Source organism: Nocardioides sp. W7 (genome assembly GCF_022919075.1).
GTDB lineage: Bacteria > Actinomycetota > Actinomycetes > Propionibacteriales > Nocardioidaceae > Nocardioides.
The window spans coordinates 4137948-4150199 of record NZ_CP095078.1 but is presented as its reverse complement, the minus strand read 5'-3'; the positions used below and the strand labels follow the sequence as shown (position 1 = coordinate 4150199).

The following is a 12252-nucleotide window of genomic DNA, read 5'->3' as shown; positions in this document are numbered from 1 at the left end:
GATTGTCTCGCGCCCGGCCCGGATACCCTGCGGCCATGCGCGCACGCGATCGTCAGGAGCAGGCCACCCGCACCCACCTCCTGCTGCGGGCCGGCGGGTTCACCGTCGCGACCGCGGAGTCCCTCACCGGTGGGAAGCTGGCGGTGCGGTTCACCGAGACGCCGGGGGCGTCGGAGACCTATCTCGGCGGGGTCGTGGCCTACGCGACGGCCTTGAAGCAGACGATGCTCGACGTGCCCGACGAGGTGGTCGAGGAGCACGGGGTGGTCTCGGCGGAGTGTGCTCGAGCGATGGCCTCGGGTGTACGGGCCAGCACCGGCGCGACCTTCGGCGTCGCCACGACGGGCGTCGCGGGACCGAGCGAGCAGGAGGGCAAGCCTCCTGGGACGGTCTACGTCGGCCTCGCCGGTCCGGGGCTGCTGGAGGCGGTGGCACTCGAGCTGTCGGGGGATCGCGCGACGATCACGGATCGCACCTGCGACGAGGCACTGTCGGCGCTGGCTGGCATCCTCCAGAGGGAAGAAGTAGGTCTCGGGTAGCGTTGGGCCACACAGGCCAGGAAGGAGACCCCGCATGGTGCTGTTCCGACGACAGTTGGGCGACGTGCTGCGCGCCCAGCGCATGGAGCGTGGGATGACGCTGCGCGAGGTCTCGGCCGAGGCTCGGGTGAGCCTGGGCTACATCTCCGAGATCGAGCGCGGGCAGAAGGAGGCCTCCTCCGAGCTGCTCGCCTCCCTGTGCACGGCCCTCGAGGTCACGCTGTCCGAGGTGCTCCGCGAGGTCTCCGACGCGGTGGCGGTCGAAGAGGCCGCCCTGACCGCCACGCCGATCACCGTCGGCGCTCGGGTGGCTGCCGGCGCGGTCGTCGCCTCCGCCGCCTGATCCTCAGCCCGCCTGATCCTCAATCCACCGGCGCCGGCTGGCACGACGGGCACCAGTACGACGCCCGCTCCCGGCCCGCCGGTCCGCGCATCTCGACCGCGATCGGCGTCCCGCAGCGCCGGCACGGCGACCGGTCCCGGCGGTAGACCCACATCCGCTCGCGCTCGCGCAGGTCGCCGGTCGTGGACTGCACCGCCCGCTCCTTGTTGAGGTCGAGCATCTGACGCGCGCGCCGGACCAGCCGGGTCAGGCCGGACACGTCGCCGACGGGGGTGGCGGGGTGCACGCCGCCGACGAAGCAGAGCTCGGCGGCGTACATGTTGCCGATCCCGGCGAGCCGGGTCTGGTCGAGCAGCGCCTCGACGATCGGCCGGGACGGAGCCTCGGTCAGTCGGCGCAGCGCCTCGTCCTCGTCCCAGTCGGGGCCGAGCAGGTCCGGCCCGAGGTGTCCGACGACGTCGTCCTCGCCGTCGGCCGGGAGCAGCTCGACGATGCCGAGGGAGAACCCGACGGCGACCGCGGTCTCGGTGCGCAGCACCACCCGGGCCTGGTGGGCCGGCCTTCGCCACGGGCGCCCGGGCTCGTAGACGCGCCAGCTGCCCTCCATCTTCAGGTGGGTGTGCAGCGTCCAGCGCTCGCTGCCGGGTCCGGCGATCCGGGTCAGCAGGTGCTTGCCCCGGCTGACGGTCTCGACGACCGCCGCCCCGGTGAGGTCGGCGGTGGCGTGCTGGGGCACCCGGAAGTCGGTGCCGGTGAGCAGGTGGCCGGACAGGCTGCGGTCGAGCAGCCGGGCCGCGCGGTAGACGGTGTCGCCCTCCGGCACCTCAGGACCGCCCCAGCCGGAGACCCTTGGGGGTCACGACGAACCCGGCGGCCTCCAGCGCCTCCCGCAGCGGGGTGCCGCCGGAGCCGAGCAGCTGGGTGCCGTCGGCACGCTCGACGGTGAGCCGGCCGAGGGCGCCACGGCGCGCGGACTCGGCGAGGGCCGAGGCCGCGGGCGTGAGCAGGTCGACGTCGTCGGACCAGGTGAGCAGGGTCCGGCCGCCGCGCTCGACGTACAGGATCAGCCGACCGTCGACCAGCACGACCAGAGCACCGGCCTTGCGGCCCGGGCGGTGCCCGGCACTCTCGGTGGTCGCGCCCGTCGAGGCCGGCCAGGGGAGGGCGGCGCCGAAGGGGTTGGCCGGGTCGGTGGCGGCCAGCGCGACGGCGGTCGGCTTGGCGTCGCCCCCGCCGGTGGCCGAGGTCGCCGAGGCCTCGCTGAAGGTCCGCAGCCGATCGATCGCGCCTGCGGTGCCGAACTGGGCCGCCCCCAGGCCGTTGACGAAGTAGCCGCGTCGGCAGCGACCGGAGTCCTCGAACGCGGAGAGCACTTTGTAGGTGGCGGCGAACCCACCCGGCACCCGCTCGCTCAGCACCGCGCCCCGGATCACCACGCCGTGCCGGTCGAGCAGGTGCTCGGCGGTCGCGTGGGCGCGCCGGGTCGGGTCGGTGTCGATCTCGGGCAGCAGCGCCCACCGGCCGGCGGTCTCGGGCGGTCCGGTGCGGGCGGGCATCCGGCCGCGGCCGGTGGTCGACGACATCCGCGGTCGCGCCGGCGGCCGCTTGGTGCGGTGGCTGGCCGTGCCGGAGCGGGTCAGCGCACGCAACGGGGTCAGGGTGTCGTTGCTGACCCGACCCGCCCACACCAGCGACCACAGGGCGGCCGAGAGGGCCTGGTCGTCGGTGCTCCCGACGCTGGTCGCGAGCTGGCGGAAGAACCACGCGCCGCCCGGCGCGAGGGCGTCGAGGACGGCCTGGGCGAGCTCGCTCTGCTCGAAGGGGGTGGCCTCGGGGAGGGTGAGCGGCGCCTGGTCGGCGAGGTGCAGGCTGACCCAGCCGTCCGAGCCGGGCAGCGCCGCGTGGCCGGCCCAGATCACCTCACCGGAGGCGGTCAGCTCGTCGAGGTACGCCGGCTCGTAGTCGCGCACCCGGGCGCCCAGCACCAGCGGCTCCAGCGCGCTGGCCGGCAACGGGCAGCCGGCGAGCTGGTCGATGACCGTGAGGACGCCGTCGACGCCCCGCGGGCCGCCCCGGCCACCGGTGTCGACGTGCTGCCAGGCCACGAGGAACCGGCCCAGCGCCTCGGGCTCGACCGGCTCGACCTCCTGGCGCAGCCGGGCCAGGGAGCGCCGGCGGAGCTTGCGGAGCACCTCGGCGTCGCACCACTCCGAGCCCGTCCCGGACGGCCGGAACTCGCCGTCGAGGACGCGGCCCTGGGCGCCGAGCCGCTGCAGCGTGTGGCGTACGACGGCGCCGCCGAGCCCGAGCCGCGCGGCGACCTGGTCGGTGGTGAACGGGCCGTGGGTGCGGGCGAAGCGGGCCACCAGGTCGCCGAGCGGGTCCTCGACCGGGTCGGTGAACGCGTCGGGGGTGCCCGGAGGGACCGGGACACCCAGCCCGTCGCGGAGCCGGCCGACGTCCTCGACGACCGCCCAGCGCTCCTCGCCCGCCATCCGCACCTCGACGACGCGCCGGGTCGCGGCCAGCTCGCCGAGCCAGGCCCCCGCCGGCGCGCCCTCGACGCAGCGCAGCGCCGCCTCCTCGGTGGTCAGCGGGCCGAGCAGCCGCAGCGTGTCGACCAGCCCCTCGGCGCTGCGCGCCCGTCGGTCGGGAGCCAGGCGCTGCAGCTCGGCCTCGACCTCGGCCAGCACCTCGGGGTCGAGCAGCTCGCGCAGCTCGGCCCGGCCGAGCAGCTCCGCGAGCAGCCCCTGGTCGAGGGAGAGGGCCGCGGCCCGGCGCTCGGCGATGGGGGAGTCGCCCTCGTACATGAACTGCGCGACGTAGCCGAACAGCAGGCTCCGCGCGAACGGCGACGGCGCGTGCGTCGCCACCTCGGCGACCTGCACCTCGCGTCGGTCGACGCGCCGCATCAGCGCCACCAGGGCCGGCAGGTCGTAGACGTCCTGGAGGCACTCGCGCACCGCCTCCAGGACGATCGGGAAGGACGGGTAGCGCGAGGCGACCTCGAGCAGCGCCGCCGAGCGCTGCCGCTGTTGCCACAGCGGTGAGCGCCGACCCGGGTCGCGCCGGGGGAGCAGCAGGGCCCGGGCCGCGCACTCGCGGAACCGGGCGGCGAACAGCGCGGAGCCGCCGACCTCGGAGGTGACCAGGTCCTCGATCTCGTCGGGCTCGAAGACCAGCAGCTCGCCGCCGGGCGCCTCGGCGTCGGTGTCGGGGATCCGGATCACGATGCCGTCGTCGGAGGCGACCGCCTGGCCGTCGACGCCGTCGCGCTCGCGCAGCCGGGCGTTGATCGCGAGCGCCCACGGCGCGTGGACCGGAGTGCCGTACGGCGAGTGCACGACCAGGCGCCAGTCGCCCAGCTCGTCGCGGAAGCGCTCCACCAGCAGGGTCGTGTCGCTCGGCAGCACGTTGGTGGCCTCGAGCTGCTCGTGGAGGTAGGTCACGAGGTTGCCGGCGGCCCACTCGTCGAGACCGCCCTGGCGGGCGCGGGCCTCGGCGTCGGCCTTCGGCAGCGCCGCCAGCTCGCGGGTGAACGCGCCGATGGCCGCGCCCAGCTCGGCGGGGCGGCCGAGGGTGTCGCCCTTCCAGAACGGCAGCCGGCCGGGGATGCCCGGGGCCGGGGTGACCATCACCCGGTCGTGGGTGATGTCCTCGATCCGCCAGCTGGTCGCGCCGAGCGCGAAGATGTCGCCGACGCGCGACTCGTAGACCATCTCCTCGTCGAGCTCGCCGACCCGGCGGCCGCTGCCGTCGCCGACCAGGAAGACCCCGAACAGGCCGCGGTCGGGGATCGTGCCGCCGCTGGTGACCGCAAGCCGTTGCGCACCCGGTCGGCCGGTCAGCGCACCGGTCACCCGGTCCCAGACGATGCGCGGGCGCAGCTCGGCGAACTCATCCGAGGGGTAGCGGCCGCTCAGCAGGTCGAGGGTGGCGTCGTACGCCGGGCGGGGCAGCTGCGCGAACGACGCCGTCCGCCTCATCAGCGCGAACAGCTCGTCGGCGTCCCAGGCCTCGAGCGCGGTCGCGGCGACGACCTGCTGGGCGAGCACGTCGAGCGGGTTGGTCGGCACCCGCAGCGACTCGATCGCACCGCTGCGCATCCGCTCGACGGCGACCGCGGTCTGGGCCAGGTCCCCGCGGTGCTTGGGGAACAGCACCCCGCGGGAGACCTCGCCGACCTGGTGGCCGGCCCGGCCGACCCGCTGCAGTGCGCTGGCCACGCTGGGCGGCGACTCGATCTGGATGACCAGGTCGACGGCGCCCATGTCGATGCCGAGCTCGAGGCTGCTGGTCGCCACCACGGCGGGGAGCCGGCCGCGCTTGAGGTCGTCCTCGATCAGCGCCCGTTGCTCCTTCGACACCGAGCCGTGGTGGGCCTTGGCGATCACGGTCTCGGCCCCCTGCGACTGCCCGGACTGGGCCATCACCTCGGCCGGGACCGCGTCGCCGCCCTCCAGCTCGCCCCCGGCGCGCTCGGTCGCGATCTCGTTGAGTCGCGCCGTGAGCCGCTCGGCCAGCCGGCGGGAGTTGGCGAACACGATGGTCGAGCGGTGCTGCTCGATCAGGTCGACGACCCGCTCCTCGACGTGCGGCCAGATCGACTGCGCGCGGGCCGGCTCGTCGCCGTCCTCGCCAGGCTCGTCGAACCTAGTCTCACCGGGGGCGGTCATGTCCTCGACCGGGACCACGACCTTCAGGTCCCACTCCTTGGCCGAGGGCGGCGCGACGATGTCGACCGGGGCGGTGCCACCGAGGTAGCGCGCCACCTCCTCCAGCGGGCGGACCGTCGCGGACAGGCCGATCCGCTGGGCCGGCCGCTCCAGCAGCGCGTCGAGGCGCTCGAGCGAGACCGCGAGGTGGGCACCGCGCTTGGTGCCGGCGACGGCGTGCACCTCGTCGACGATCACCGTCTCGACGCCGCGCAGCGACTCGCGGGCCTGGGAGGTCAGCATCAGGAACAGCGACTCGGGCGTCGTGATCATGATGTCGGGCGGTGCGGTGACCAGCTTGCGGCGCTCGGTCGCCGGGGTGTCACCGGAGCGGACGCCGACCCGCACCTCGGACACCGGCACGCCGAGCCGGTCCGCGGTGTGGCGGATGCCGGTCAGCGGCGCGCGCAGGTTGCGCTCGACGTCGACCGCGAGGGCCTTCAGCGGCGAGACGTAGAGGACCCGGCAGCGCCGCTGCCTGTCGTCCGGCAGCGGCGCGGAGAGCAGCCGGTCGAGGCTCCACAGGAACGCGCTCAGGGTCTTGCCCGAGCCGGTGGGGGCCACGACCAGTGCGTGCCGGCCGGCGCCGATCGCGTCCCACGCCCCGGCCTGCGCGGGGGTGGGTGCGGCGAACGCCGCCTCGAACCAGGTGCGGGTCGGGGCGGTGAACCGGGCGAGCGCGTCGGACACGTCGCCCAGTCTTGCTCACCCCACCGACAACCGGTCCGACCGCCGGTGTCGACCGGGTGGACGGAGCCGGGAAGGGTCCGGGCTCCGCGAGCGTTGTCCCGAGACACCCGACCGGAAGGCTCCTCCATGCAGATCCCGCTGTCCGTGCTCGACCTCGCCCCGATCGCGCGCGGAGAGAGCGTCAGCAGCAGCATCGCCGCCAGCGTCGCCCTCGCCCAGCGCGCGGAGCAGTGCGGCTACGAGCGGGTCTGGTACGCCGAGCACCACAACATGCCGCGGATCGCCTCCTCGGCGACCAGCGTGCTGATCGCGCACGTCGGCGCGCACACGTCCTCGATCCGGCTCGGTGCCGGCGGCGTGATGCTGCCCAACCACGCCCCGCTCACGATCGCCGAGCAGTTCGGCACGCTCGAGGCGATGTACCCGGGCCGGATCGACCTCGGCCTGGGCCGCGCGCCCGGCTCGGACCAGCCGACCATGTACGCCCTGCGCCGCGACCCGACCTCCTCGGACCGGTTCCCCGACGACGTCCTGGAGCTCCAGGGATTCCTCGCGGGTGAGTCCCGGGTCCCGGGTGTCCAGGCGGTCCCGGGCAGCGGCTCGCACGTCCCGCTCTACGTCCTCGGGTCCTCGATGTTCGGGGCCCACCTGGCCGCGCGGCTGGGGCTGCCGTACGCCTTCGCCAGCCACTTCGCGCCGCAGGCGCTCGAGGCCGCCGTCGCCGCCTACCGCCGCGAGTTCCAGCCCTCCGCCCAGCTCGACGCGCCGTACGTCATCGCGGGCGTCAACGTCATCGCCGCCGACACCACGAGCCAGGCCCAGGAGCAGCACGCGGCCATGCGACGGGCGCTCGCGGTCGGGCTGTTCGCCGGCGGCCAGGACCTCTCCGACGTCGAGGCCGACGTACTGCTGCGCCGCGGTGCCGGCCAGCACGTCGACCAGATGTTCACCTACGCCGCGGTCGGTACGCCGCCCCAGGTCGCCGACTACCTGCGCGGCTTCCGCGACCTGGTCGCCGCCGACGAGCTGATCACCGCCCACCAGGCGCCGACCACCGAGGGCCGGCTGCGATCGGTCGAGCTGACCGCCGAGGCCCTCGAGCGGGAATCGGTGGCCTGAGCGGGCAGCTCGGATCGGGCGGGCTGTCGGCGCCCGGCACTAGGGTGCTCCCCGTGCCCGATTTCTCGGTGGAGCCGGAGTCCATGATCCTGGCGCGAGGTCTGCGCAAGACCTTCGGCAAGCCCGGTGCGGAGTTCGAGGCCGTGAAGGGCATCGACGTCGACGTAAGACGCGGGGAGGCGTTCGGGTTCCTCGGACCCAACGGGGCGGGCAAGTCCTCGACCATGCGGATGATCGCCGCGGTCTCGCCGGTCAGTGGCGGCGAGCTGCGCATCCTCGGCATGGACCCGGCGACCGACGGTCCGACGATCCGCGGACGCCTCGGCGTGTGCCCCCAGGAGGACACCCTCGACGTCGAGCTGAACGTGCGCGACAACCTCTACATCTACGGCCGCTACTTCGGGATCCCGAAGGGCGAGGTCAACGACCGGGTCGACGAGCTGCTGGAGTTCGTGCAGCTGACCGAGAAGGCCAAGGCCAAGGTCGAGGACCTCTCCGGCGGCATGAAGCGGCGCCTCACGATCGCTCGCAGCCTGGTCAACTCACCCGACCTGCTGCTCCTCGACGAGCCGACCACCGGCCTCGACCCGCAGGCGCGGCACGTGCTGTGGGACCGGCTGTTCCGGCTCAAGCAGGCCGGGGTGACGCTGGTGATCACGACCCACTACATGGACGAGGCGGAGCAGCTGTGCGACCGGTTGGTCGTGATGGACAAGGGCCTGATCGTCGCCGAGGGCTCGCCGCTGCAGCTGATCCGCGAGCACTCCACCCGCGAGGTCGCCGAGCTCCGGTTCGGGGTCGCCGAGGAGGGCGCGACCCACGAGACGCTCGCCGAGAAGGTCGCCGACCTCGGGGTCCGGGTCGAGGTGCTGCCCGACCGGCTGCTCGTCTACAGCGACGACGGTGAGGAGGTCGTGACGAAGGTCCACGAGCGCGGGCTCACCCCCGTCGCGACCCTGGTCCGGCGCTCCTCCCTGGAGGACGTCTTCCTGCGCCTCACCGGCCGCACGCTGGTCGACTGAGGGGGAGCGGTGCCCGATCTCGCCTTCGCCGACGGTGTCCGCCGGCAGACCGACTACTGGCTGACCGTCTACAGGCGCACCTGGCGCTCCTCGGCGATCAGCTCCTTCGTCGCCCCACTGTTCTACGTCGTCGCGATGGGGGTGCTGCTCGGCGGCTTCATCGAGGCCGATTCCGACGAGCTCGAGGGCGCGACGTCGTACCTCGCCTTCGTGGTGCCGGGCCTGGTCGCCGCCCAGGCGATGCAGACCGCGGTGGGGGAGACGACGTACCCGGTGATGGGGCTGATCAAGTGGCAGCGGGTCTACGACTCGATGCTCGCGACGCCGCTGCAGGTCCAGCACCTCGCCGGCGCGACCCTGTCGTTCGTCCTCTTCCGGGTCGCGACGACGTGCGGCGTCTACATGCTGGTGCTGGCGCCGTTCGGGGTGTTCGAGTCCTGGTGGGGCCCGTTCGTGGCGTTCGCCGGACAGGTGCTGGTGGGGATGGCGTTCGGGGTGTGGGTCTACGGCTTCAGCGCCCGGCTGGAGGACGAGCAGGCCTTCGGGGTGCTGTTCCGGATCGGGGTCTTCCCGATGTTCCTGCTCTCCGGGGCGTTCTTCCCGGTCGTCAACCTCGGCGACGTCGGGGCCTGGTTCGCGCGGCTGACGCCACTGTGGCACGGGGTCAGCCTGTCGCGGATGTTCTGCCTGGACGAGATCGACTGGTCGACCGCCGCGGTCAACGTGACGGTGCTGGTCGTGCTGCTGGTCACCGGCTGGTTCTGGGCGCTCGCCGGACTGCGGAAGCGGCTGGTCTCGTGAGCACCGTCCAGCCGCTGTCGAGCGTCCAGGCGATGCGCCTGCTGACGCTGCGCAACTACGTCGTCTACAAGGACGCCTGGAAGCTGTTCCTGACCGGCTTCCTCGAGCCCGTCCTCTACCTGCTCTCCATCGGCATCGGGGTCGGGCAGCTCGTCGAGTCCTTCGAGCTCAACGGCCAGCCGGTGCCGTACGCCGAGTTCGTCGCGCCCGCCATGCTCGCGGCGTCGGCGTTCAACGGCGCGCTGCTCGACTCCACGTTCAACGTCTTCTTCAAGCTGAAGTTCATCAAGCTCTACGACCAGCTGCTGGCCACCCCGCTGACCACCGGCGACATCGCGCGCTCGGAGATCCTGTGGGGCCAGCTGCGCGGCGGCAGCTACTCCCTGGCCTTCCTGCTGGTGATGCTGGGGATGGGGCTCATCGACTCGTGGTGGGCGGTGCTGGCGTTCCCGGCCGCGCTGCTGATCGGCTTCGCGTTCAGCTCCGTGTGCATGGCGCTCACGACGTACATGACCTCCTGGCAGGACTTCGACAAGGTCACCCTGATCCAGCTGCCGCTGTTCCTGTTCTCCGCGACGTTCTTCCCGATCACCGCGTACGACGGCTGGCTGCGGTGGGTGGTGGAGTGCACGCCGCTCTACCGCGGGGTGGTGCTGTGCCGCGAGCTCACCACCGGGGCGATCTCCTGGGACTCGGCCGTCTCGGTCGGCTACCTGCTGGTGATGGGGCTGGTCGGGATGCTCGTGGTCCGCAAGCGGCTGGACACCCTGCTCCTGACGTAGCTCAGTGAGGCTCGACCAGCACGGTGATCGCCATCCGCAGGCCGCCGAGGTCGCCGATCAGGTCGTGCACCGCCTCGTAGGCCGCTCGCATCTGCGGGTCCGGCGAGCGGCGGTGGTCCTGCAGCTCCAGCATCGCCCGGCACGCGTGTGCCGCCGCCACGTCGACGATCCGGTTCAGCCGATCGACCTCGGTCCTGACCATGCCCATCACCTCGTCCCTGGTCCCAGGCTGACGCCGCTTCCCCAGGACGGAGAGGCCCGAACGGACTATTGCCGGCCCGCGGGCTGACCCGTCAATCGTGCTACGACACGCCGTCGGAAACGCCGAATGATTGACGGGTCGCGCTCAGGCCAGGCTGACGGTGATCGGCTGGTAGCCGAAGCCCGGAGCGAGCTCGAGAGCGAGCTGCTCGGCGTCGCCGACCCAGAACCCGACCGAGAAGGTGACGGTCCCGCGGTCGGCGAGCCGCTCCTCGGGCCGGGCCAGCACCTGGCTGTCGTGGTCGAAGATCGGGGTGGCGGGGGTGAAGGCCGACAGCAGCCGGACGTGCAGCTGGCTGGGGTTCCAGGTGTCGCCGGTGCGGTTGCGGACGGTGATCTCGAAGCGCATCGGCGTACCCGCTTGGCGCTGCACCCACGCGGACGGGCGGAAGGGCTCCGGCTCGGCGACCGTGACGGCCAGCCCACCGCCGTACCGGAACGTGCGGCCGAACCGGGGGGCCGGCGCGGGTGCGTCGCCGGTGGCACCCGTGGTCGTCGCCGGCGTCGGCGCGGTCGAGGTCTCGGGCAGGCCGGCGGTGGCGGCGTCGATGCCCGGCCCGGGTGCCGTGGCCCCCGGATCCGCGTCCGCGCAGCCGGCCGTGGTCAGCGCGATCGAGGCGATCGCCAGGAGCGCCGCAAGGCTCCTCGGAGGGGTCCGTGGCATGGCGAGGACGCTAGGGCCGGGGTCGGGCCGGGTCCCGGTGACGGCCGCGTTGTCCCCACTTTTGTGGAGGCCGAGCGGTCAGCGGCGGCACCGGACGTTGCCGAAGCCCGAGCGCGCGGCCCGCACCCGGTTGTCGCACGAGACCACGTTGCCCCTCAGGTCCTGCTGGACCCAGAACCCGTACCCCGGGCCACGGACCACGGCGACGTTCCCCCGGAAGCGGTTGTGGCGGCCCCAGCCGGGCAGCGCCTCGTGCACCTGGAAGCCGTCCTCGAGGGCGTGGGTGCCGCGATTGCGCAGCACCCGCCAGCCGTTGCCCTTGACGTCGATCCACGAGTCGGCCCAGGACCCCGTCATGCCGCGCCCGTCGAAGGCGTTGCCCTCGATCAGGCCGCCGCGGGTGCCCTCCTTGACGTCGATGCTCTCCGCGCCGGTGGCCCGGATGCGGTTGCCCAGGATCCGCGCACCGTCGGACGCGTCGGGCCGCCCGTCGCTGTAGGTCTCCCAGTTCGAGTGGGCGCTCCCGACGTAGATGCCCTCGCCGTACGTCGGGTTGTCCACGCCGGTGTGGTGGACCACGGAGCGTCGTACGACGCCGCGGCGGGAGAACGCCCGGAGGTGGATCCCCTCCTGGCCGGTGTGGTGCACCCGCACCCGGTCCAGGCGCACGTCGTCGGACCGGTCGGCCACGATGCCCTTCGAGACGTTGCGCACCGTCAGCCCGAGGACCCGGACGTGGTCGGCGCCGGCGAGATAGAGCCCGTACTGCGTGCCGGTGCCGTCGCCGCCGGGGTCGCCGTCGATCACCGCCCGACGGCTTCCGCGCAGCACGATGGGCCGCGCGGTCGTGCCCAAGGCCTCGAGGACGAAGGTGCCGTAGTAGCGCTTCTCGCCGACGACGAGGTCGGCCTGCTCACCGCGGGTCGTGTAGACGCCGTCGGCCACGGTGATCACGTCGCCGGGACGGGCCCGGCCCAGGGCCCGGGTGAGCCCGGCGGCGGTGTCGACCCGCACCTCCCGGCCGGCCGTTGCGGCGGCCGGCGACGGGGCGATCGGGCCCAGGGCGGTCGCGACCAGTCCGGCCACGAGCCCCGCGGTGACCATTCGAGGAATTCCCATTCACCTATTGAAGCGAAGGTCCGTTGGAATATCTCGAGTTATACCCGATATTGGGGAAAGGCCGTATAGCCCGACTCAATCTGTTTATGCAGTTTTTTCATTCTTGTGCAATTTGAGCCGCGTCGATTGGTCATTATCGAATCGCTCGCCGCGGGACCCGCGGCCGTCGTACGTGGGATCACCGGCTCGGGCGGTCA

At 73.1% G+C, this 12252-nt stretch carries 11 protein-coding genes; 6 read left to right on the top strand and 5 right to left on the bottom strand.

Annotation, left to right across the window (positions count from 1 at the left end; translation table 11 throughout):
- The first annotated feature begins 35 nt into the window (after positions 1–35).
- Entirely contained in the window at positions 36–539 is a 504-nt protein-coding gene (locus MUB56_RS19590) for a CinA family protein (protein ID WP_244928688.1), read from the top strand.
- Between the two features lie 34 nt (positions 540–573).
- Positions 574–882, top strand: a complete 309-nt coding sequence (locus MUB56_RS19585) for a helix-turn-helix transcriptional regulator (RefSeq protein WP_244928687.1) — start codon at positions 574–576, stop codon at positions 880–882.
- 19 nt (positions 883–901) lie between these two features.
- On the opposite strand, the gene MUB56_RS19580 is transcribed toward MUB56_RS19585, so the two are convergent.
- Both MUB56_RS19580 and MUB56_RS19575 read right to left on the bottom strand, forming a co-directional pair.
- Positions 902–1705, bottom strand: coding sequence for a DNA-formamidopyrimidine glycosylase family protein (locus tag MUB56_RS19580; RefSeq protein WP_244928686.1), 804 nt, complete (start codon positions 1703–1705; stop codon positions 902–904).
- 1 nt (position 1706) lies between these two features.
- Positions 1707–6296 carry an ATP-dependent helicase gene (locus MUB56_RS19575; RefSeq protein ID WP_244932447.1) on the bottom strand — a complete coding sequence of 1530 codons (4590 nt, stop codon included), beginning with the start codon at positions 6294–6296 and terminating at the stop codon, positions 1707–1709.
- Positions 6297–6413: 117 nt separating this feature from the next.
- On the opposite strand from MUB56_RS19575, the gene MUB56_RS19570 reads away from it, so the two are divergent.
- The 4 genes from MUB56_RS19570 (at position 6414) to MUB56_RS19555 (ending at position 10011) form a co-directional block, all read left to right on the top strand.
- The gene (locus MUB56_RS19570) at positions 6414–7406 is read left to right on the top strand and encodes an LLM class flavin-dependent oxidoreductase (protein ID WP_244928685.1); all 993 of its coding nucleotides are present in this window, start codon (positions 6414–6416) and stop codon (positions 7404–7406) included.
- An 83-nt stretch (positions 7407–7489) separates the two neighbouring features.
- Positions 7490–8428 (top strand): ABC transporter ATP-binding protein, encoded by a 939-nt coding sequence (locus tag MUB56_RS19565; protein ID WP_244932446.1) that lies wholly within the window; start codon positions 7490–7492, stop codon positions 8426–8428.
- A 9-nt stretch (positions 8429–8437) separates the two neighbouring features.
- On the top strand, positions 8438–9229 hold the full coding sequence (locus MUB56_RS19560; protein WP_244928684.1) for an ABC transporter permease: 792 nt from the start codon (positions 8438–8440) through the stop codon (positions 9227–9229).
- On the top strand, positions 9226–10011 hold the full coding sequence (locus MUB56_RS19555) for an ABC transporter permease (RefSeq protein ID WP_244928683.1): 786 nt from the start codon (positions 9226–9228) through the stop codon (positions 10009–10011). The genes MUB56_RS19560 and MUB56_RS19555 overlap by 4 nt, the downstream gene beginning before the upstream one ends.
- Position 10012: 1 nt before the next feature.
- On the opposite strand, the gene MUB56_RS19550 is transcribed toward MUB56_RS19555, so the two are convergent.
- The 3 genes from MUB56_RS19550 to MUB56_RS19540 form a co-directional block, all read right to left on the bottom strand.
- Complete coding sequence (locus MUB56_RS19550; RefSeq protein WP_244928682.1) at positions 10013–10213, bottom strand: hypothetical protein; 201 nt, start codon at positions 10211–10213, stop codon at positions 10013–10015.
- Between the two features lie 144 nt (positions 10214–10357).
- On the bottom strand, positions 10358–10936 hold the full coding sequence (locus MUB56_RS19545; protein WP_244928681.1) for a hypothetical protein: 579 nt from the start codon (positions 10934–10936) through the stop codon (positions 10358–10360).
- Positions 10937–11014: 78 nt separating this feature from the next.
- Positions 11015–12055 carry a right-handed parallel beta-helix repeat-containing protein gene (locus MUB56_RS19540; protein WP_244928680.1) on the bottom strand — a complete coding sequence of 347 codons (1041 nt, stop codon included), beginning with the start codon at positions 12053–12055 and terminating at the stop codon, positions 11015–11017.
- Between the last annotated feature and the right edge of the window lie 197 nt (positions 12056–12252).